Origin of the sequence: Micromonospora sp. LH3U1 (assembly GCF_028475105.1) — a bacterium.
GTDB lineage: Bacteria > Actinomycetota > Actinomycetes > Mycobacteriales > Micromonosporaceae > Micromonospora.
The window spans coordinates 1,303,585-1,325,307 of sequence record NZ_CP116936.1; the positions used below are offsets into that span (position 1 = coordinate 1,303,585).

The 21,723-nt window shown below is 69.0% G+C and carries 17 protein-coding genes; 6 read left to right on the plus strand and 11 right to left on the minus strand.

All coding sequences use genetic code 11. The features are described 5' to 3' along the window. Positions 1 to 88 precede the first annotated feature (88 nt). Entirely contained in the window at positions 89 to 397 is a 309-nt protein-coding gene (locus PCA76_RS06065) for a hypothetical protein (protein WP_272615903.1), read from the plus strand. Continuing rightward, on the plus strand, positions 397 to 3,054 hold the full coding sequence (locus tag PCA76_RS06070; RefSeq protein WP_272615904.1) for a DUF4132 domain-containing protein: 2,658 nt from the start codon (positions 397 to 399) through the stop codon (positions 3,052 to 3,054). The genes PCA76_RS06065 and PCA76_RS06070 overlap by 1 nt, the downstream gene beginning before the upstream one ends. 114 nt (positions 3,055 to 3,168) lie before the next feature. On the opposite strand, the gene PCA76_RS06075 is transcribed toward PCA76_RS06070, so the two are convergent. The 4 genes from PCA76_RS06075 to PCA76_RS06090 all read right to left on the minus strand — a co-directional run bounded on the left by PCA76_RS06075 (position 3,169) and on the right by PCA76_RS06090 (position 6,546). Continuing rightward, positions 3,169 to 4,323, minus strand: coding sequence for an NAD(P)/FAD-dependent oxidoreductase (locus PCA76_RS06075; RefSeq protein ID WP_272615906.1), 1,155 nt, complete (start codon positions 4,321 to 4,323; stop codon positions 3,169 to 3,171). Next, positions 4,320 to 4,523 carry a ferredoxin gene (locus PCA76_RS06080; RefSeq protein WP_272615907.1) on the minus strand — a complete coding sequence of 68 codons (204 nt, stop codon included), beginning with the start codon at positions 4,521 to 4,523 and terminating at the stop codon, positions 4,320 to 4,322. Before PCA76_RS06080 ends, PCA76_RS06075 begins: the two co-directional genes overlap by 4 nt. Before the next feature lie 11 nt (positions 4,524 to 4,534). After that, the gene (locus tag PCA76_RS06085; protein WP_272615908.1) at positions 4,535 to 5,746 is read right to left on the minus strand and encodes a cytochrome P450; all 1,212 of its coding nucleotides are present in this window, start codon (positions 5,744 to 5,746) and stop codon (positions 4,535 to 4,537) included. A 101-nt stretch (positions 5,747 to 5,847) separates the two neighbouring features. After that, positions 5,848 to 6,546 (minus strand): response regulator transcription factor, encoded by a 699-nt coding sequence (locus PCA76_RS06090; RefSeq protein WP_272615909.1) that lies wholly within the window; start codon positions 6,544 to 6,546, stop codon positions 5,848 to 5,850. A gap of 271 nt (positions 6,547 to 6,817) precedes the next feature. Here PCA76_RS06090 and PCA76_RS06095 point away from each other — a divergent pair, with 271 nt between their 5' ends. Next, positions 6,818 to 9,298, plus strand: coding sequence for a M14 family metallopeptidase (locus PCA76_RS06095; RefSeq protein ID WP_272615910.1), 2,481 nt, complete (start codon positions 6,818 to 6,820; stop codon positions 9,296 to 9,298). A 91-nt stretch (positions 9,299 to 9,389) separates the two neighbouring features. On the opposite strand, the gene PCA76_RS06100 is transcribed toward PCA76_RS06095, so the two are convergent. Continuing rightward, positions 9,390 to 11,069: a Na+/H+ antiporter gene (locus PCA76_RS06100; RefSeq protein WP_442930207.1), complete on the minus strand. Its 1,680-nt coding sequence runs from the start codon at positions 11,067 to 11,069 to the stop codon at positions 9,390 to 9,392. Between the two features lie 421 nt (positions 11,070 to 11,490). Here PCA76_RS06100 and PCA76_RS06105 point away from each other — a divergent pair, with 421 nt between their 5' ends. Further along, on the plus strand, positions 11,491 to 14,475 hold the full coding sequence (locus tag PCA76_RS06105) for a glycoside hydrolase family 3 protein (protein ID WP_272615912.1): 2,985 nt from the start codon (positions 11,491 to 11,493) through the stop codon (positions 14,473 to 14,475). Between the two features lie 72 nt (positions 14,476 to 14,547). On the opposite strand, the gene PCA76_RS06110 is transcribed toward PCA76_RS06105, so the two are convergent. From PCA76_RS06110 to PCA76_RS06130, 5 genes are all read right to left on the minus strand, one after another. Further along, positions 14,548 to 15,759 carry a DUF1996 domain-containing protein gene (locus tag PCA76_RS06110; RefSeq protein WP_272615914.1) on the minus strand — a complete coding sequence of 404 codons (1,212 nt, stop codon included), beginning with the start codon at positions 15,757 to 15,759 and terminating at the stop codon, positions 14,548 to 14,550. Positions 15,760 to 15,891: 132 nt separating this feature from the next. Then, positions 15,892 to 16,557, minus strand: a complete 666-nt coding sequence (locus tag PCA76_RS06115) for a hypothetical protein (RefSeq protein WP_272615915.1) — start codon at positions 16,555 to 16,557, stop codon at positions 15,892 to 15,894. Positions 16,558 to 16,744: 187 nt separating this feature from the next. Further along, positions 16,745 to 17,146 carry a nuclear transport factor 2 family protein gene (locus PCA76_RS06120; RefSeq protein ID WP_272615916.1) on the minus strand — a complete coding sequence of 134 codons (402 nt, stop codon included), beginning with the start codon at positions 17,144 to 17,146 and terminating at the stop codon, positions 16,745 to 16,747. A 115-nt stretch (positions 17,147 to 17,261) separates the two neighbouring features. Continuing rightward, entirely contained in the window at positions 17,262 to 17,483 is a 222-nt protein-coding gene (locus PCA76_RS06125; RefSeq protein ID WP_272615917.1) for a hypothetical protein, read from the minus strand. Positions 17,484 to 17,610: 127 nt separating this feature from the next. Further along, the gene (locus PCA76_RS06130; RefSeq protein WP_272615919.1) at positions 17,611 to 17,901 is read right to left on the minus strand and encodes an amphi-Trp domain-containing protein; all 291 of its coding nucleotides are present in this window, start codon (positions 17,899 to 17,901) and stop codon (positions 17,611 to 17,613) included. A 162-nt stretch (positions 17,902 to 18,063) separates the two neighbouring features. Between PCA76_RS06130 and PCA76_RS06135 the strand changes: the two genes are divergently transcribed. Then, positions 18,064 to 19,278: an FUSC family protein gene (locus tag PCA76_RS06135; protein ID WP_272615920.1), complete on the plus strand. Its 1,215-nt coding sequence runs from the start codon at positions 18,064 to 18,066 to the stop codon at positions 19,276 to 19,278. Positions 19,279 to 19,295: 17 nt separating this feature from the next. Here PCA76_RS06135 and PCA76_RS06140 read toward each other — a convergent pair whose 3' ends face one another. Further along, positions 19,296 to 19,721, minus strand: a complete 426-nt coding sequence (locus PCA76_RS06140; RefSeq protein ID WP_272615921.1) for a VOC family protein — start codon at positions 19,719 to 19,721, stop codon at positions 19,296 to 19,298. Positions 19,722 to 19,887: 166 nt separating this feature from the next. Between PCA76_RS06140 and PCA76_RS06145 the strand changes: the two genes are divergently transcribed. Continuing rightward, positions 19,888 to 21,720: a glycoside hydrolase family 15 protein gene (locus PCA76_RS06145; protein ID WP_272615922.1), complete on the plus strand. Its 1,833-nt coding sequence runs from the start codon at positions 19,888 to 19,890 to the stop codon at positions 21,718 to 21,720. The last annotated feature ends 3 nt before the right edge of the window (positions 21,721 to 21,723 follow it).

A 21,723-nucleotide genomic window follows, 5' to 3' on the forward strand; every position in this document is an offset into this window, starting at 1 on the left:
GATTGGCTGACACCCGTCCAGGTCACACAAACTGACCAGCTTGGCCAAAGCTGAGGCCGTGTCGGGGGTCTGGGCTAGCGTCTCCGCCATGCCGTTGATCACAATCGCCGACGAAGCGACCGGAGCGCCGAGCTGGCCCGAGTGGACCATGGAGATCTTCGAGGAGACGGTTCGCCTCGACGAGCTGATCCGACGGCGGGTCTTTCTGGAGGTCGCCGAGTCCGGCGCGCGCGTCGATCCCGAGGAGCGGAGCCGGGCGACGCTCGAGGCGTTCGGCCGCAACGGTTTCGTGGTGCTGGTCGACGACCGTCAGGTGACCAACCTCGACGAGAAGATCCACCTGCACGCGGGGTCCCGGGTCACGTTCCTCAAGCTCGTCCCGCTGGTGGGTGGCTGATGGGCACGTTCGACCCGGAGCCAGCACTGCGCCTGGTGGTCAACCGCGTCAAGGGGTGGTATGAGCGGCATGACGGCTTCACCCTCAACCCCACTGATCAGCGGGACTTCGTCAATCAGCTGGCCACGGTGTGTGGCTGGGCGCCGGCCGACACGGCTCGGGTGCTGCTCGCCGCGCTCAACGACCCGGATGGACCGTACGGTCTTCTTCCCGCACAGCTAGAACTCATTCCGGAGGCCACGCGACAAGCCGAGCTGCTCGGCGCGGCCGTGGCGGCGCTGAAGGGCGCCGAGGCGGATCACGATCGGCGGGTCGCTGCGGCGATGACGGTGATCGCAAGCCTGCCGCGCCGCCACACCATCACGAAGGAAACCCCGTTGGGGGAGGCCTGCCGCGAGATGTGGGCCCGGACGGAGCAACTCCTGCCCGCGCAGCCGGCAAACGTGCGGCAGGCACTGTTCGACGCGTTGACGGTGCCGGAGCAGGACAGCGACGGGCGGCGCACGCTGATCCGCTGTCTGCTCTCCGCCGGTGGGCTGGACGGTTCCGGATGGCTGGATCGGCTGGGCGCTCACGCCCGTCTGGATTTCCACGACTGGAGCTGGCGGCTCCGAGAATGGACGTGGGAGTCCATCCAGACGGAATACCTCGCCGGACGTACGCACCCGGCAGCGCTGGCAACCTGGCGTCGGACGAGGATCGAGCACTTCATTCGTGACGTGGGCGACCCGGACGAGACACTGTGGCCCATCCCCAACGTCGGTGAACAGTGGGCCGACCGCGCCATCGCGGACATCGAGGCGATGCCGGAGGAGCGCCGGTCAGCGTGGCAGGCGCTGCTCGCCCACTGCCTACTCGGCAATGACAAGGCGAGGCCGACCGCCGCCTGGCAGAAGAGCGCCCGACTGCTCCTCGACGCGGTCGGCGACGACGAGTTCGCCGGCCATGCCGACGAGTGGCTCCCGCTGGTGGGCCTGCCGCGCAGCCTGCCACTGCGCGTGACCACGTGTTGTCGCGGCCACTTTGGGGACTTTCCGCCACGGCTGCCCGACCGCCACAACGTCGGGCTGCTGTGGGGCCTGATCTGGCTGCGAGCGATGTGCCCGCCGTCGGAGGACACCGTGCGCAGCCTCGGGCAGATCGCGGAACGGGCCGCCCGCAAGATTCCCGGCCACGGTCCAGCGAGCCCGAAGTTGGCGAACGTCGCGGTTGCTGCGCTCGTCGACACCGATCATCCCGCCGCCCTCGCGCAACTGGCCCGGCTGGCGTCGCGGCTGACCTACAAGAGCACGCTGCGCATCGTCGAGAAGGGCCTGACCAGGCACGCCGAGGCGCTCGGCGTCGGCCGTGAGGACGTCGAGGAGATGGCGCTGCCCGGCTTCGGGCTGCCGCTCGCGGACAAGGTGGGTGACTGCTCGTACGAGGTTGAGGTGCGCGGCATCGACGCTGCTGTGGTGTGGCGCAACGCGGACGGCAAGGTGGTCAAGGCCCCTCCGGCGCAGGTGCGTAAGGACCACAGCGACGAGCTGAAGGAGTTGAAGACGACCGTCGCAGACATCGGCGCCACGCTGGTCGGCACCCGTGATCGCCTGGAGGGGCTGCTGCGGCGCGACCGGGCGTGGACCGTCGAGCAGTGGCGCGAGCGGTTCCTGGATCACCCGCTGGCCCGGGCCCTGGCCCGGCGGCTGATCTGGACCGTCGACGGCGTCGCCTGCTGCTGGGGCGGTGCTGCCCTTCGGACCGTGGACGACGAGGTGTTCGAGCCCGCCGACGCCGCCACGGTCCGGCTGTGGCATCCGGTCGACGACACGTCCGCGGTCGGATCCTGGCGCGACTTCCTGGCCCGGCACGCGATCACCCAGCCGTTCAAGCAGGCGCACCGGGAGCAGTACCTGCTGACCGATGCGGAGCGAACCACCGGCACCTATTCCAATCGATTCGCCGCGCACATCGTGCGCCAGCATCGCCTCAACGCGCTCCTGTCCCGGCGTGGCTGGTCGTACGTTCGACACCGCAACGACGGCGCCTCCTACGACGCGCCTTGGCTGGCCCTTCCCGACTGGGAGTTGCGCGCCGAGCTGAACATCGCCGGGATCGATGACGGCGAAGACCTGACGTTCGACACGATGTCGACCGATCAGCTGCGGATCACCCGGGAGGACGGCACGCCGGTGCCGCTGGAGCAGGTTCCGGCGGTCGTGCTGAGTGAGGTGATGCGCGACGTCGACCTGTTCGTGGCCGTGGCCGGGGTGGGCAACGATCCGAACTGGTTCGACGGTGGTCCCCAGGGCCGGTATCGCGACTACTGGGCACGGAACAGCTTCGGCGACCTCACCCCGCCGGCCCGGACGCGCCGGGAGGTGCTGGTCGAGCTGATCCCTCGGCTGTCGATCGCCGACCGCTGCACCTTCACCGACAGGTTCCTCGAGGTTTGCGGCGATCTGCACACGTACCGCATCCACTGCGGTTCGGGCAACATCCTGATCGCCCCGGACGACCGCTACCTGTGCATCATCCCGGAGTCGGCGAAGGCGAAGGAGCCGGAGATGTTCCTGCCCTTCGAAGGCGACAGCCGGCTAGCCGAGATCATCAGCAAGGCGCTGCTGCTGGCGGCCGACAAGAAGATCAAGGACCCGGTGATCCTGCACCAGTTGTGAGGCGCTCGGCAGCGGCGTCAGGACAGGACCGGCGGCACCAGGGCGGGTTCGACCCGCCCTGGTGCACGGCGTGAGCGGTATGCGAACGCGGGCTGCCCCTCGGTTCCTCGTCCTTCACCTGATCGCCCAGGCGGCGCCGGTAGCGATGGCCTGCCGCCACGGGCGGATGGCCTTGGGCGGCATGCCGACGGCGAGGGCGCCGACCAGACGGTCGCCGCTGCGGTACGCGGCCACGAACCGTCGCTGTTCCAGGTTGCCGTCAACGACGGCGACCTCGTCGCTGCCGCGCAGGTCACCGTAGGCGTGGATCTTCATGTCGTACTGATCGGACCAGAAGTACGGCACCGGCGCGAACGGCTTACGCGCATCGGGATACAGCAGGTTCCGGGCGGCCGCCATGCCCTGCTCGGCGGCGTTGGTGCGGTGCTCGACGCGCATGGTCACCCCGAACAGCGGGTTGTGCCAGCGAGCGACGTCGCCGGCGCCGTAGACGCCCGGCGCGGCGGCGCTGTACTGGTCGCAGACCAGTCCGTCGGCGATCTCCAGGCCGCTGCCGTCGAGCCATTCGGTGTTGGGCTGCGACCCGATCGCGACCAGGACCTCGTCGGCTTCGACCAGATCTCCTCCGCTCAGCAGCACACCGGTGTCGGTGACAGCCGTGACTGTGACGCCGGTGCGTAGGTCGACGCCGTGTTCGCGGTGCGCTTGAGAGAGGACCCGCCCGATCTGCTCACCGACGGCGTGGGCGAGCGGCACCGGTGCCGGTTCGAGCAGGACGACGTCGCAGCCGAGGCCGCGGGCCACGGCGGCGCATTCCGCGCCGAGGAACCCGGCGCCGACGACAGCCAACCGGGTGCCGGGCCGCAAGCTCCGGCGCAGGGTGAGCGCGTCACTGAGGGTACGCAGGACGTGCGCGCCCACGCCCGGAAGCCGCCGCGGTCGCACCCCGGTGGCGATGATCAGCCCGTCGTAGGGAATCGGGGTGCCGTCGGCCAGCCGCACGATGCGTTCCGCCAGGTCCAGCCCGGTTGCGCGGGCACCGAGCCGCAGGTCCAGGCGCAGTGCGGTCAGCTGCTCCAGGGTCCGCAGGGCCAGCCGGTCGGCGTCCCAAGCGGAGGCGAGGATCTGCTTGGACAGCGGCGGACGATCGTACGGTGGATCGATCTCCGCACCGATCAGCGTGAGGATGCCGTCGTAGCCCTCGCTGCGGAGGGTTTCGGCGGCGGCGAGGCCGGCTGCCGAGGCACCCACCACGACAGCGTGCTTCACCGCTCCACCAGGCGGATCGCGGCCGCCGGGCAGACAGCAGCCGCCTCGCGCACCTCGTCGTGGTGTTCCGGGCCCGGCTCGGCGTCGAGCACGATCGCGACACCGTCCTCGTCGCGTTGGTCGAAGACGTCGGGGGCGACCATCGCGCACTGCCCGGCCGCGACGCACTTCGGTTCGTCGAACTCCACGCGCAACGTCATCTCGGTGCCTCTCACCAGGTGACCGGCAGGGACTTGAGGCCGTAGGCGACGCCTTCCATGGCGAACTCGACCTCCTCGAACGGCACCGCCAGCGCCAGGGTCGGAATGCGCTTGTAGAGGGTGCCGTAGACGACCTGCAACTCCACCCGGGCGAGCGACTGCCCGAGGCACTGGTGGGCGCCGTAACCGAACGCGTGGTGCTGACGGGCGGGCCGCCGCAGGTCGAGCCGCTCCGGGTCTGGAAACTCCTCGGCGTCCCAGTTGGCGCCGGACAGGTCGAAGATGACGCCGTCACCGGCCTTGATGACCTTGCCGTGCAGCTCGATGTCCTCGTTGGCGATGCGTCGGATCCCGGTGTGCACGATGGTCAGATAGCGCAGTAGTTCCTCGACCGCGTTGGCCACGAACTTCGGGTCGTCGTTCTCTCGCAGCAGGGCCAGCTGGTCCGGATTCCGCAACAGCGCGAGAGTGCCCAGGGAGATCATGCTCGCGCTGGTCTCGTGGCCGGCGATGAGGATGGCCATGGCCATGGTGATGGCTTCCTGAGGGGTCATCTCCCCTACTTTGACCCGACCCGCCATCTCCGACAGCACGTCGTCGCCGGGGTCGGACAGCCTGCGCTGGAACAGGTCGCCGATGTATCCGCCCAGCGCCTGGGCGGCCTCCTGAGCCTCCTCGGGCGTCGCCTCATGGCTGACCAGCTTGTGGCTGGTGGTCTGGAAGAGCTCATGATCCTCGTACGGCGCGCCGAGGATCTCGGTGATGACCATGGTGGGTACCGGCAGACCGAGTGCCTGAACCAGGTCGGTCGGGTTCGGACCAGCGAGCATCTCGTCGATGAGATTGTCGAGGACCTCCTGGATCCGCGGTCGCAGTGCCTCCACCCGCTTGACCATGAAGGGAGCGTTGACCGTGCGGCGCAGACGGGTGTGCTCGGGCGGGTCCGTGTTCGTGATCAGCGCGGGGTGGTGCGGGGCGCCCGCCGCACGGCTGCGGGTCATGTGCGGATAACCGGGGCGCTTCTCGTTGATGCTGAGCCGTGGGTCGTTCAGCAGGGCGCGCTGGTCGGCGTGGCGGGTGATGAACCACGGTGTGCTGCCGTCCCAGATCCGCACCTTCCCGACCGGGTTCTCCCGGGTCATCGCGAGGATGGTGGCAGCGGGGGCGAAGGGGCACGCCGACTCACGCGCCGTCGGGTATTCGGGCACTGTGGTTTCCGACATGGGTCTCCTCGGATCGTCACGCGCAGACTGGTGACCCATGCAAACAAAGGGCGCTGACGGAACCTGGACGCGAACCTGACGGATCCCTGACGTGACTCAGGTCACTGTGGGGTGCCGAGCCAGTACCCGAATCCCCGGTGGGTGTGGATCAGATGGGGCGGCGTCTCGTCCACCTTCTGCCGCAGTCGGGACACCAGCCGTTCGATGGCGTTGACGCCGCGGGCTTCGCTCCAGACCTGCCAGGCCATCTGCTCCTTCGACAACACCCGGCCAGCATTGAGCAACAGGTGACGCAGGAGCCGGTACTCCGCAGGGGTGACGTCGAGCACCCGATCACCCCGCCACGCCCGGCAGGCGACCTCGTCGAGCAGCAGGTCACCGTGCCGCAACACGGTTCCCGATCGCGTGTTGGTCCTGTCGCGCAGAAGCACCTGCACGCGGGCCAGCAGCTCCGCGCTCCGGCACGGCTTGGTGATGTAGTCCTGGACCTCGGTGCCGAGCGAGGGCACCAGAGCCTCCAGAGACTCGCAGGTGGCAAGGCACAGGACCGGGGGACGGTCGGTGAGGGTCGGACGATCACGGGCGAGGGCTTGAACATCGGGGATCTCCACGTCGACCACGATCAGATCGACGTGATGCTCCCCGAGCAGTCGCAGCGCGGCGGCACCGGTCGCGGCAGAGGTGACCAGATAGCCCGCAAAGCTCAACTGGGCCGTGAGCGAGGCACGCAGGTCCGGGTCCGGAGCCACCACGAGTAGGCGGAAGTCGTATGGAGACCTCGCTGTCTGGACCACGCGCATGGTGCGGACCCACCTTTCCAAGACACCGTCCCTCGGCGGGTTGGCGTCGCGCAATGCCTCAAGTAATGCTCAAATTCGGTTCACCTGCGCCAATGCCGCCGAAAACGCACATACGCTCACCGAACTCGGCTCGCGCACGGCCCTCCCAACCCTTCTCGCAATGCCAACCACCGTCGTACCCAGGCCCAACGTACGCGAGTAACCACCGTCTGTCCTTTTTGGATAGCTGGCGAGTACGTCAATCACACCTCGCAAGCAGAAGGAGGGGAGAATGCGACACATACAACGGCGCATCGCGTTTCTGGCGCTGCCCGCCCTGGTGGCGGGCGTCCTCGTGGCGACCGGGCCCGCGGGCGCGGATCCCACGGAGTCGACCGCCACGGCCGGTTCCGGACGATCCCAGCTTGAGGATCGGGAGCAGGTAAGCCTCGTACACATCAAGCTGGCCGGCGCCGACATGCTGGACAAGGTGGTCGCCGCCGGCTTCGACATCGAGCACGGCCTCAAGCGGGTGCCGACCGGCATCGAAGGTGAGGCGGTGGTCACCGCCGAGCAGATCACTGAGCTGAAGGCGATGGGTGTCGAGGTCCTCGGCGATGACGTGGGCTTCGCGTGGAGCGACGAGGCCGACGGCGGCATCCAGGGCGCTGCCGCGCGGGCCGTCCAGGCTTCGAGCCACGAGGCGGCGGTACGCATCGCTCGTGCCGACTGGTTCACCACCAAGGGCCAGGGCTTCCTCTATGTCGAGGCACGCACCACCGAGGGACAGCAGGCAGACCCGATCGTCGGGATGCAGCTCGAGAACGACTCGGGCAAGGGCACCCCGTTCGGCTTCGCGCGGACGATGAGCCGGTTCGTGGACTCCGGGCAGTACATGTTCCACCGGAACCTGTTCAAGCTCGACGCGCGTCCGAACCAGATCCGGGTCACGAGTTCCACCGGTGGCGTCGGCACCGGTGTCGTCTCCAACTGGCTCGAGGACGCCCCGCCGCCGTTGACGGCGAACCCGTCCTACAAGTCGGACTTCGTGGACGGCTACCGGCACCCGCAGCAGCTCTACAGCCGCGCCAAGGAGATTGCCCGCCAGTACCCGGACATCGCCGAGATCGTCTACCTGCCGAACCAGACGAACGGCTACCAGCGCAAGGCGCAGGCCACGATCGGCGGTACCGGGCAGGCGGCGGTCGTCGTCAGCTCGGCGGCGTGGGGCCACGAGGGTGGCAACGACGTCACGGTCGAGTTCGCGGACCGGCCGGGGGCGGACCTCCCGCTCGCGGTGGAGGTCGCGGGCAAGGCGGTCCGCGTCCTCCTCGCGAAGGACGCCTCCGGTGGGCTGACGAGTACGGCCACCCAGGTGGCGGACGCACTGCGGACCCAGTCCCAGGGTCTGATCGACCGGTCGCACCCGTATCGCACCAACGCGGGCACCGGCATCGTCGCGCCGACGGCCGGCCCGATCGCGCTGACCGACCTCCTCGACCAGAAGCGCGCCGGCGCACCGGAGGGCGAGGTGCCGCGAGGCCCGGTGACGATCCCCGTCCTGCGGATCGGCAAGCACCGTGACGGCAAGAAGCCCGGTGTGCTGATCCAGGCCCAGGACCACGCCCGCGAGTGGGTGCCGGCGACGACCAGCCTGGAGTCGGCCGAGCGTCTGGTGCACAACTACCGATCCGACCGGGAGACGAAGAAGATCGTCGACAACACCGACGTCTTCTTCATCCTCTCCAACAACCCCGACGGGGCGAACTACAGCTTCTACAACTTCGCCTCGCAGCGTAAGAACATGACGAACCACTGCCCGGACGCGAACGCCGATCCGGCGCAGCGGAACTCCTGGGGCGTCGACCTGAACCGGAACTACCGGGTCGGGTCGGGCCACGACGGTTACGCGGGAGGGTCGACGAGCTGCGTCAGCGGCACCTACCAGGGGCCGGAGGAGCTGTCCGAGCCCGAGTCGAAGAACATCATCTGGCTGGTCGAGAAGTACTCGAACATCAAGTTCATGATGTCGGTGCACTCCAACGGCGGTCAGTTGTTCTGGCAGCCCGGCGCGTACATCGCTGACGGACGGATCACGACGCCGCGCCCGCCGCTGGGTGACGAGGCGTTCTACTGGCAGTCGGCCGCCAGGATCCTGTCGCAGGTCAAGGCGCACCGGGAGACCGTCGTCACGCCGGAGAACGTCGGCGGCTCGTCCGACGTCCTCTACTCCTCGGCGGGCAACGTGCGCGAGGACCTGTACTACACCTACGGGATCTACGCCTTCGGCTGGGAGGTCGGCGGCTCCGTCTACAACCCGGCCACCGGCGACTGGCAGGGCGGTTCGTTCCAGCCAGAATGGGTGGGCAATCCCGACCTTGTCAGCGGCCACGCCGAGACGATGGAGTACGCCAACGGGATCATGGAGATGTTCCGGGTCGCGGCGGACTGGGGCAAGGACAAGAAGGACCCGACGTCCCGGCTCATCCCCGGCGACGGGAAGTACCGCGGGCCCGTCGACGTGCGCTTCGAGACAAGCGAACCGGCCACCATCTACTACACGACGGACGGCAGCCGGCCCACGCTCCAGTCGCCACGCTATGCGGCGACCGAGTTCCGTGAGCCGGGGCAGGTGTTCCACGTGACCGAGACGACGACGTTCCGTTGGTTCTCGGTGGACAGCGCCGGCAACATCGAGAAGAACTACGACCCGACGAAGAACGACAAGCGCAACAACTACCGCACGGCGACGATCAAGATCGCCAAGAAGTAGCGCTCATCCCGTGATCATTGCCTCGTCAGTGGGGTCCACGCACTGGCGAGGCAATGATCACGCAGAACGCTGAGGGTGCCGCCGCGACGCGTCAGCTGGATGCCCGCTTCGGGAGCAGAAGTTCCTCGTGATCGAGTTCACGCTCCAGAACGCGGAGTTCCTCGTCGGGCAGCCGGCCGGAGTCGCGCCAGCGCACGAGCTCCTCGCGCTGCGCGTCGATGGTGGTCCGCCGGACACGAAGCGCCGTCTCGTACTGCGGCGAGGTGGGCATCTCGGAGGACTCGCTCTGCTCCAGAAGGTCGAGCCGGCCGCGGTAGCGCGCCAATCGGGCCAGCAGCTGTGTGCGGGTGGTGTTGACGGCGACCTTGCTGTCCGGCTCGTCGGCGGCAACTTCGTCGAGGCGGGCCAGGGCGGCCTCGACCGCAGCCGATCGGGCCTCGTTGCGTACGCGGGCCTGGTCGGTCTCGTTGGCGCGCAGGCCCAGCCTCCGCACGAGGGGCGCGAACGTCAGGCCCTGCCCGACGAGTGTCACCAGGACGACCACGAAGGTGCAGAACAGCAGGAGGTCACGGTCGGGGAAGGGCGCGCCGCTGGTGGTGGTCAGCGGAAGGGTGAAGATCGCGGCCAGGCTGATGACGCCACGTGTGCCCGACCAGCTCAGCGCCACCACTTCGCGGGGGGAGAGCCGGCGGGCGTTGCGGTCCGTGCGCGCGACCTGTCGAGCACTCGCTGGCTCGTCGGGATCGTCCTGCTCCGATACGCCGCCCAACCGGGTGTGCAGTGACCGGGGGAGGGACTGGGTCAACACCAGCCACGCGGGGCGCAGCAGCAGCACCGCGCCGACCGAGATCGCGACGGCGATGACGATGGTCGACGTGTCGTACTGCCGCAGGCCCTTGACGACCTCGGGAAGCTGCTGCCCGATCAGCAGGAAGACGAAGCCTTCGAGGAGGAAGTCGACCAGCCGCCACACGGCGCTGGTCTGCAGCCGGGCCGCCCCGGACCCGAGCTGGGGCGTCTGGTGGCCGACGATCAGCCCGGCGATCACCACGGCGAGCACCCCGGAGACGTGTAGCTCCTCGCCCAACAGGTAGGCCACGAAGGGTGTCGCGAGCGAGATGGCGTTGGACATCAAGGGGTCTGTGGTGAGCGGTCGGGCCAGACGTACCGCCCAGGCCACGGCCGCCCCTACGGCTACCCCACCGACGGCGGCCAGCACGAACTTCGCAACGGCCCCCGGGAATGAGAACTCGCCACCCACGGCGGCGGCCACCGCGACGCTGAGCATCGTCAGCGCGGTGGCGTCGTTCAGCAACCCCTCGCCCTGGATGATCGTGACCATCTTCGGCGGCAGGTTGACCCGGCGGCCCACCGCCAGGGCGGCCACCGGGTCGGGCGGCGCGATAGCGGCGCCGACCGCGATTCCGGCAGCCAGTGTCGCGCCGGCGACGAACAGGTGGAACCCGACTCCGACGAGGAGCCCGGTGAGGAGCACCAACAGGACGGACAGGCTGACCACGATGCGCAGGTTCCGGCGGATGTCCAACAGCGAGGAGTCCAGGGCGGCGCTGTAGAGCAGCGGCGGCAGCACGACCATGAGCACAAGGTCGGGATCAAGCTCGACGTTGGGGCCGGGGAGCAGCGCGTACGCGATGCCGATGAGCGGCAGAAGCGCCGCCGCCGGGAGGCCGGTGTGGGCGGCCACCCACCGCACGGCGACGATGACCGCGACGGCGGCGAGCACGAACAACAACATCGAGTGGGTGCTCACCTGGTTACTTCTCCCTGGAGCGGCGCGAGTCGCGAGATTCTTCGGGTCGACTGCGGGCTCGCGGCCGAGCCGGCCAGTCGCATCCGATCGGTGACACCCGTCAAGGCTGTTAGTGCCGGGCAGCGCGGCCTGCAGCGCTGACGAGCCTACCCGTTTGATCAAACGGACCGCTCGTCGGCGGCCGGGGGAGAGCGCCACCGCGCTTCGCCCGGTGCGAAGCCGCCGGACGATCGCGCTGGTGCCATCTATCGGCGCACGTCTATAGTTGCGCGCATCACAACAATCATGGCCGTGGTTACGCGGCCAGATCGTCGAAGCGCTTCGACGATCCGTCGTTCAGGCCCGTCAGCCGGGTGTCGAGCCTGGCCACGCCGGTCTCGGCGCCCACTGGGCGCCTGTCGTACGACATGAGGAGAACCACATGCGGAACAGGCGCCTCCGGCGCGGAATCACCGCGCTCGCGCTCGCCCTGCTGGCCCTGCCGGCCGTTCCCGGCACTGCGCTCGCCGAGCCCACCTACCCGTTCCGAGATCCACACCTGCCCGTGAACGCTCGGGTCGACGATCTGCTCGGGCGGCTCACCCAGGACGAGAAGATCTCGTGGCTGCATCAGTACCAGCCGGCCATCCCCCGGCTGGGCATCGGCTTGTTCAAAACCGGCACCGAGGCGCTGCACGGGGTGGCCTGGTCGACCGACATCGACAACAACGGCGCGGTGGTGAAGGCCCGCGGTACGTCCTTCCCTCAGCCGGTGGGCATGGCCAGCACCTGGAACACCGACCTGATCCAGCAGGTCGGTTCGGCCGTCGGAGACGAGGCACGCGGCTACCACGCGCAGAACCCCCGAGTCTGGGGTCTCAACCTCTGGGCCCCGGTGGTCAACCTGCTGCGCGACCCCCGCTGGGGGCGCAACGAGGAGGGCTACTCCGAGGACCCGCTGCTCACCGCCGCGATCTCCACCGCGTACGGCTCGGGGATGACCGGCGGGGACCCCGACCACCTGAAGAGCGCCCCGACCCTCAAGCACTACCTGGCCTACAACAACGAGGTCCGTCGCGACGTGACCTCGTCGAACGTGCCCCCTCGGGTGCTCAACGAGTACGACCGCGCCGCGTTCAGGCCGGCCATCGCCGCCGACGCGGCGACCGGGGTGATGGCCGCGTACAACCTGGTCAACGGTCGTCCCGCGACGGTGGACCCGGACCTGGCCACGGTGGTGCGCGGCTGGACCGACCAGCCGCTGATGAACGTCACGGACGCTTGGGCGCCGAACAACCTCGTCGCCTCCCAGGGGTACTACGCCACCCAGGCCGAGGCGAACGCCGCGATCGTCAAGGCCGGCCTCAACAGCTTCATCACCGATGACACGAACGCGCAGCCGACCATCACCGCCATCAAGCAGGCGCTCGCGACCGGCCTGCTCACCGAGCGGGACATCGACGCCCGGATCCGGGAGATCCTGAACGTGCGGTTCCGGTTGGGTGAGTTCGACCCGGGCGGCGGCCGGCACGGCGGCATCACCCCGGATGTCATCAACAGCCCGGAACACCAGCGACTCGCCCGGCAGGCCGCCGGAGAGGCCATGGTGCTGCTGAAGAACTCCCGGCAGGCACTGCCGCTGGACCCGGCGCGAACCCGCAAGGTGGCCGTGCTCGGTCCGCTGGCCGACACTCTCTACTCGGACTGGTACGGCGGCGACCTGCCGTATCAGGTGACTGCGCTCGATGGCATCCGTGAGCGGCTGGGCGGCTCTGCCAGTGTCACCGGGCTCGACGGCGCGGACCGGATCGCCCTGAAGGACGCGGCCACCGGCCGGTACGTCACGGCCACCGGCACCACCGACGCCGACCCGGTCACCGCCACCGGTGCCACCGCGTCGCTCGCCGCCCAGTTCGACGTGGTGGACTGGGGCCAGGACGTGGTGACGCTGCGCAACGCCGCCAACAGCCGATACCTCGGCTACAACTGGGGGCCGTTCCTCACCCGCGACGAGCAGCCGAACGGCTGGTATGTCCAGCAGCAGTTCAAGGTGGAGCCGCAGGCCGACGGGACCGTGGTGTTGCGCTACGTCGGCTACGAGACCAAGGAGAGCTGGTTCGGCGCCGAGACGTACGTGACGGTCGGCGACGATGGTGCCCTCAAACTCGGCGCGTCGACCCCGGCCGCCGCGACCCACTTCAGTCGCGAGGTGGTCAGCAGTGGGATCGACCGTGCCGTCGCGGCGGCCAAGGCGGCCGACACCGCCGTGCTGGTCGTCGGCAGCAACCCGTTCATCAACGGACGCGAGGCGCACGACCGGACCTCCACGGCGCTGAGCGCCGGCCAGGAGGCGCTGGTCAAGGCCGTGGTCAAGGCAAACCCGCGGACCGTGCTGGTGCTCCAGACCAGCTACCCGGTCACCATGACCTGGGAGCAGGAGCACGTCCCGGCCATCGTCTGGACCACCCACGCGGGCGCCGAGACCGGGCACGCTGTCGCCGACGTCCTGTTCGGCGACCGCAACCCATCCGGCCGGCTCACCCAGACCTGGTACCGCTCGGACGGGCAACTGCCGCCGGACCTGCTGGAGTACGACATCATCTCGTCCGGACAGACCTACCTGTACGACACCGCGAAGCCGCTCTACCCGTTCGGCCACGGGCTGTCGTACACCCGTTTCCGGTATGGCCAGCTCCGCACCGGCGCACAGTCGGTCGCGGCCGACGGCACCATGACGGTCAGTGTCGACGTGACCAACGTCGGCAGCCGGGCCGGGTCGGAGGTGGTCCAGCTCTACACCCACCAGCGCACCTCGCGGGACAGGATGCCGATCCGCCAGCTCAAGGCGTTCCAGCGGGTGCACCTCGCACCCGGGCAGACCCGGACCGTGACGCTGCGACTGCCGGCCGCCGACCTGGCGCACTGGGACGTCACCCGCAGCCGGTGGGTGGTCGAGTCGTCGACCTACGACCTGTCGGTCGGCGCGTCCGTCGAGCACATCCGGGCCCGGACCGAGGTTCGGGTGCGCGGCGAGACGATCCCGGCCCGTGACCTGTCCCGGCCCACCAGGGCGGAGAACTTCGACCGGTACGCGGGGGTCCGGCTGGTCGACGAGACGAAGGCTCGCGGTACGGCCGTCGGTGCCACCGCCGCCGGCCAGTGGATCTCCTTCGCCGGTTCCGCCCTGCGCCCTGGTGTCCACACCTTCACCGCGAATGTCGCCAAGGCCGGCGCGGACGCTGGCACGATCCAGATCCGGCTGGGCTCGCCCACCGGCCGGCTGCTGGGTACGGCCACCGTGCCCGGCACCGGTGACGACTACCGGTATGTCAGCGTCAGCACCGACCTGGCCCGGGTTGCCGGCACCCACGACGTGTACCTGGTGTTCGAATCCGCGCTGCGGCTGGCCGACTTCTCCATCAGGTGACCGGAACCCACGGCCGGGTCGATCGTCGACCCGGCCGTGGGCCGGCCCCGAGGAGCGCTGCTGATGTGTCGCCTACTTCTGGTACCCGTAGTTGTCGCAGGTCCGGCGCCCCTGGACGCAGTTCCTGGTGCGCTTGTTCATGGTGTTGACGTCCCACATCACGAACGCGTCGCCGTGCATCGACGAGGCGCTCTTACCCTCCCTGTCGGAGGCGAGGTAGTAGCCCGCCGGGGTGCCCTTCGCCGGGTACTGGATGTCGAAGGTGATCGCCGGGATCCTGACCGGGTGGCTGGTCGGGCAGCCGTTGCCGCTGCCGTACGCCACATGGTCCTTGTGGTTGGGGCTGTCCAGGTTCTTGCCGTCCCAGCAGTCGGGGAACTGCATCATGAAGTGCAGCGTCGCGTTCCCACCACAGATGGGCCAGTTGCCGTTGGTGCTGCGGGCCACGCCGTCGAGGTCGCCGGGGCCGTAGAAGGCGCAGTAGAACTGGCCGCTCGTACCGCGCGGTGTGGGCTTCTTCTTCTTGGCGTCGCCGGAGATCATGCGCAGGCCGTTGGGCATCGGCATCTGACCGGTCGAGTTCTTGGCGAGCGAGCGGTAGTAGACCCGGAAACCCGTGGTCTCGACCGGCCTGCCGGTCGCGTTGTCATAGAGCGTGGGCACCCAGTAGGCCGAGTGGTCCTGGACCGGCTTGCAGGAGGTGGCCGTGAACTTCGTCAGGTCCCCCGCGACGGTGTTCGCGTCGACGGCCTTGTTGCCGACGAACGAGTGCATGTGTGAGGCGCCCGGGAGGCCGGGGGCGACAATCGGGTCGTCCGGCAGTCGATGGCTGTACTGGCAGTCCGCCCGGAACTCGGGGAGGTTGCCCACGCCGGCCGGGACGGGGTCGATCTTCAACGCCTTGTACGCGTCGGCCTGCGCCGTCCAGACCGCGCGGTCGACCGGGACCCAGCCGGTTGCGGGGATCTTCGGCGTGGCAGCGGTCGACGGCGTCGCGGGTGTCGACGGGGTCGTGGACGTCGACGGCGTCGCGGAGGCCCACGGCGCCGCGCCGGGCGACTCTGCCTGTGCGGCCGACGGCGACGTGTATTCGAGGGCGTTGGCCGCGTTCGACGGTTCGGGCTCGTCGGCGGCGGTGGCCAGGTACACGCCGCCGGCCGCGACGACGAGCACGACGGCCACGCTCGCGGCCATGCCCAACTTGTTGCGGGCGAACCGGCCCGCGAGACCAGGACGCGACGGCGGCGGGCTCGCGTCCGGTTCGTGGAACGAGGCGTACGACACGGGTCACTCCCAACGAGCAGACGGCAGGCTGACCCGGACGGCCACGGCCGCCGTATGGTAGGCGTTTCCCGCCCGTACGCCCAAGGTCCTTAAACCACCCTTAAGGTCGCGGACCCGGAGCGCGCTTCCCGTTCAACGCGGTGGCGAGACGTACAGCCCGGTCCTGCACCCCATCTCGCCCGGCTCCAGCCAGATCTGGTCGTACCCCGGTAATTCAATGGCTCCGCCGGGAGTCCGGACCAGCAGGAGGCACTCCCGCTCGGCGGGTACGCCCACCGCGGCGACGAGGGCATTCTCGTGGGTGACCGTGTCGACGGTGATGTGCTGCTCGGGAAATGCGGCCCGCACCGCGCCCGCGAGGGTGTCGGGTGTGGCGGTGCGCAGAACTGCGGTGAGACGGTCACGCGCATCGGGTGGCAGCGTCGGGAACGGCACGGCGGTGGGCACCGGAGGCGTCGCCACCGGCGGGCAGTCGATCTCCTCGATCCTTGTCTGGCGAAAGAGTTCGAGCAGGTAGCGGTAGCAGCGCGTGGCCTGGCCCGCGGAGTTGCCGAAGTCGCCGAAGGACGCCCCGTAGTCCTCTTCCACTGTCACCACGAACCGGACGTCGATGGTGGCCTGCTCGTCTCTGGCAGTCCGACCCGACCAGGCCAGCGGCTCACGTCGGACGTTCGAATTCTCGCCCTCCGCCGCGTTGAGGATCTCGGTCGCGGCGATGTACTCGGCGTCCCGCACCCGACTGTGATGAAGGTCCTTGGCGAGGAGCTTCGCTTCGGTGGCGGCGAGGTCCCGCGCCATCGAGTCACCATCGCGGTATTCCGAGCATCCGGCCGACACCAGACAGAGCACCACCGCAGCGCAAGCCAGAGGCGTGGATCCGAGGCGTCGGCGGGTGTGGTGACGAAAGGTCATGACGTCGAGCATGCCGGCCGCCGGTGGCGACAGGATGAGTGCTCGTACTCATCCTGCTGGCGTGCCGATCCCGTCAATCGAACAGGCCGGCCGGGGGTACGTGGTGGCCCTCCTTGGCGTGCGAGTAGTCGCGGGCGTCGGCCACGAGGCCTGCCTCGTCGAACCTCAGCACCGTACAGCCGGAGATCGTCACGGGTTGATCCTCGACGGACGTCACGGCCCAGTACTCAACGGTTGCGACATCGCCGTCGACCCGCGGCTCGGCGAACCACACCTGAGCGGGACGCGACTCGGCGGCGAAGGCGTCCTCCAGATAGGTCCGAAGCCCGGAGCGCCCACGGTACGGCCGGAACATGGAAGCCCAGTGGTCACCATGCTCGCCCTGCAGGGCGACGATCGCGTCCACGTCCCTGGTTGGCCAGGCATCGGCCCACGTCCTGGCCCACCGGCGCGCCGACTCTCGAATGTCCACCATGGCTCATCGCCTCGATCCTGGTCATGGTCGTGGGCACCTGGATGTTACGGACCATCGCTCCCGCTGGCCGCCGGACCCGGTCGGGTCCGGCGGCTACGTCCGTCAGCCGGTCTGACTACTTGTTGGAGGTCAGGGCGACCAGGGCCTGGGCGGTACGGAAGTACGGGTTGCGACCGAGGTCGGCGACGGTGGTGATGTTGAAGGCCTCCTTGAGCAGCTTGGCGTCGCCCTCGCTGACCCCGGTGAGAGCGTTCACCGGGCAGTCGACCAGCTCGGCGAGGCTCTTGTCCTGGTAAGCCTTGACGACCAGCTTGGAGAAATCGGCGGCGACGGTCATGTGTGCTCCTTCGATCATTGCGGGTGGGCATTCCGCCCAGGAGTGGAAATAGATCATCAATGCTCGCGTCGCTCGGGCTACGCCACCGACATCGATGGCCGCCGCGCGACGTGTCGTCGCGGTGAGGTCACGCCTCCGGCGTCGCCTCGACCTGCTCGTCCTCGCCGGTGGGCTTCTCCACCTCATCCGCCGCCTGCACGGGTGCCGGGACGGTCCAGGAGAACTCGATCTCGACGGACAGCTCCGTCTCGTTCTCGCGCTCGATCTCCAGCTCGCACCGCACGGTGTCGGCGACGGTCACCGCACCTGCGGCGCCGTAGAAGATGCGCCCATCAGACTCCAGCTGGTTCGCCAGTTGGCGCAGCCAGGCTGCCAGGTCGGCGCGCGGCACGGTGCGGGCGTCCTCGTAGATATCCATGCCGGCCATGCTGGCACTCCACAAAGGATGGTCGGGTGGACGGGTGCAACGGCGTGCGCGCCGAGTCCGTGATATGGATCTTGTGGGGCGAGGTGCGGAGCGGCTCACACATTTCGACGCTTCCCGCCGGATAGGTTCGCCTCGGGTGGGTAAGCGGCGCGGATGCCCGCGAAGCAGGAGCCGGCAGCCGGCACCGACCCGGCCCGGGACAGGCCGCATTGGGCCGGCCGAGCGTGGGCCGGCCTGCGCGAGCGGGTGCGGCACGCGCTGCGCGCCCGCGTCTGGCGGTTGCGCCTCTTCTGGCTGCTCGCCGTGCAGGCCGGTGTCGCGGCGGCGCTCGCCTGGTTCGTGGGGTACCAGTTCCTGGACAATCCCACCCCGGTCTTCGCGCCCACCGTCGCGGTCGGCATCGTGGCCGCCGCGATGGGATCACGCCTGCGGCGCACCGTCGAGCTGCTGATCGGGGTGGTCCTCGGGCTCGCCGTCGGTGACACGCTCATGCCGCTGTTCGGCATCGGAGCCTGGCAGACGGGCGTGGTCGTCGTGCTGGCGATCATCGTCGCCGTGTTGTTCAAGGGCGGTGGTTCGCTGCTCACCCAGGCCGGCGGCACCGCGGTGCTCATCGCCACCCTGGAACCGCCCGTGCGTGACCTGTCCGTCCCCCGCTTCGTCGACGCCGCGGTCGGAGGATTGATCGGGCTGGCGGTCGGTCTGCTGCTGGTGCCCATCCACCCGCAGCGGACAGTGCGTCGGTTGGCCGAACCGGTCATCGACCCGGCGGTCGCCGCCCTGCACGACCTGGCCGCAGCGCTACGCCGTCGGGATCTTGGCGGCGCCGAGCAGAGCCTGGCCACACTGCGGCAACTCGGCCCCCGGCTGACCGCACTGGACGAAGGGCTCGACGCCGCCCAGGAGGTGGTGCGACTGGCGCCGATACGCTGGCGTGAACGCCCGTCCCTGGCCTACTACACCAATGCCGTCCGACATCTGGAGCGCAGCCTGTACAGCTGCCGGGCCATCACGAGGCGACTCACGAGAGCACTCAAGGACGATGAGCCGATACCGGAGGAGTTTCCCGCGGCCATCGACCTGCTGGCCGCCAGTGTGCAAACCCTGAGATCCGCGATCCGCGCCCACGCGGAGCCGCGGGAGGTGCGCCAGGAGATCCTGACGGCCATCGAGTTGGTCGGGAAGGCCCAGGGGCCGGCCGCGCGGGATCCCACCCGCCCGCACACCCACCGGTTGGGCTACTCGGGCATGATCGCCGCAGGCGAGTTCCGCACGGCCGCCCACGACCTGCTCATGGCCAGCGGGTTGGACGCCGACGGAGCGGCAGCGCTGGCGAGGCAGGCGGCGGAGGGGAACGAGCGGGACTGAGTCGGTGGCACGGCACGTCAGATCGCCTTCAGCGCTGCGAGGACGTCCAGGTAGTGCGGGTTCTTCATGACGCCCAGCACGTTGCCGAACGGGTCGACGACCGCTGCGGTGATGAACCCCTCGTCCCCGTGTGGAGTGATCGGCTGGTACTCCGTGGCTCCCATCGCCAACAGCCTCTCGACGGTGGCGTCGAGATCGTCGACGTGCCAGTGCATGACCGCGCCGCCAGGCCCCGTCGCGGCACCGGGCGGCGCGTACCTGCGGTCGATGATGCCCAGCTCGGCCTGGTAGTCGCCGATGCGGAACTCGGTGTAGGCCGGGCGTCCGTCGGGCCCCGGGCGCATGAAGTACGCCTCCGTGCCGAGGAAGTCCGCGTACCACGCGGTGGCTGCCGCCACGTCGTCTGCCCAGATGTTGAGTGTGGCAAATCCTCGCAGGCTCACCGGATGTCCTCTCGTTGATGTCTTCGGTGTCGACGCTATCGACGATTGCGGAAGGTGCGCTTCCGCAATGGCCGGCGAGTTCACCATCAGGCCGGACGTCGATGGCGTGTAATCCGCCGTGCCCCGGGTAGTCGCGGCCGTTGCCACGACAACGGTGGGAGACGGCGTGCAGACGACCTATCCGGCGGTCGAGGATCACGGTCTGATCGGTGACCTGCAGACCGCCGCGCTGATCAGCAGAGACGGCTCGGTCGACTGGTTCTGTGCGCCCCGCTTCGACTCGCCGAGCGTCTTCGGCGCGCTGCTGGACAGCCGCAAGGGCGGCCATTTCCAGCTCGCACCCGACGGTATCGAATACTCAAGCAAGCAGCTCTACCTTCCCGGTACGCCGATCCTGATCACCCGCTTCCACAGCGCCGACGGTGTGGGGGAGTTGTTGGACTTCATGCCCGTCACCGGCGAACGCGCCACCGATCAGCACCGGTTGATTCGGCTGGTCCGGATGGTCCGAGGGAGCATGCGGTTCCGCTTCGACTGCCGCCCACGGTTCAACTATGGGCGAGATCCGTACGAGCTTGAGGTGCACCCCGAGGGCGACGTCTTCCGGAGCCCGACTCTGACCCTCACCCTCGCCGCCTTCAAGAACGTGGAACGGGCGTTCGACGCGGGGGACTTCCAACGCGATGATGAGGGCGTGTCCGCGCGGTTCACACTGCACGGGGGTGACATCGGCGGGGTCGTCCTGGAGACTGCCTGCCCCCATGCACCCCGAGCGCTCACCACCGATGAGGCGTGCGATCTTCTCGCCCAGACCCGGGACTACTGGCGGCGGTGGGTGGGCGGGTCCCGCTACACCGGCCGCTGGAGGGAGGTGGTCGAGCGGTCGGCGATGACGCTCAAGCTGATGACGTACGCGCCGACCGGCGCCCTGGTCGCCGCACCCACCGCGGGGCTACCGGAGCAGATCGGCGGTCAACGGAACTGGGACTACCGCTACACCTGGGTCCGGGACGCGTCCTTCTCCGTGCACGCGCTGCTCCGCCTGGGCTTCACCGCCGAGGCCCAGAAGTATCTGCTCTGGCTTGAAGCGCGCATCCGTGACGCCCGGGACGGCGATCTGCCTCTCCAGGTCATGTACCGGATCGACGGCTCACCGCACCTTGAGGAGGAGGTGCTGGGCCACCTGGAGGGGTACCGCGGGTCGGCGCCGGTGCGAATAGGGAACGGCGCGGCGGGCCAGCTGCAACTCGACATCTACGGCGAGGCGCTCGTCGCGTTGGACCTCGCTGACCGCAACGGGCTGATCGCACCGTACGAGGGGTGGCGGAAGACGGCGGGGCTGATGGACTGGCTCTGCGAGCACTGGGACCAGCCCGAGGACGGCATCTGGGAGACCCGGTCCGGTCGGCAGGATTTCACCTACGGGCGAATGATGTCCTGGGTGGCGCTTGACCGTGCCATCCGCATCGCGCAGCGCCGGGGGCGCCCCAGCGATGTTTCCCGGTGGACCGCCCAGCGTGACGCCATCTACGAGCAGGTCATGACCCGTGGGTTCCACCCGGAGCGTCGCGCGTTCGTGCAGCACTACCGCACCGACATCCTGGACGCGTCGCTGCTCGCGATGGCCGGGCTCGGCTTCATCGCGCCGACCGACCCGAGGTGGGAGTCGACGCTACGGGCGATGGACGCCGAACTGGTCTCCGACAGCCTGGTCTACCGCTACGACCCGACCGCCTCGCCGGACGGCCTCGCCGGCACCGAGGGCACCTTCAACATGTGCACCTTCTGGTACGTCCAGGCGCTCGCCCAGGCCGGCCGGCTCGACGACGCACGGTTGACCTTCGAAAAGATGCTCACCTACAGCAGTCCGATCGGCCTCTACTCCGAGGAGATCGCCCCGACCGGTCAGCAGATCGGCAACTTCCCGCAGGCGTTCAGTCACCTCTCGCTGATCAGCACGGCGACCCACCTCGACGACCTGCTCGACGAGCAGAGCTGACCG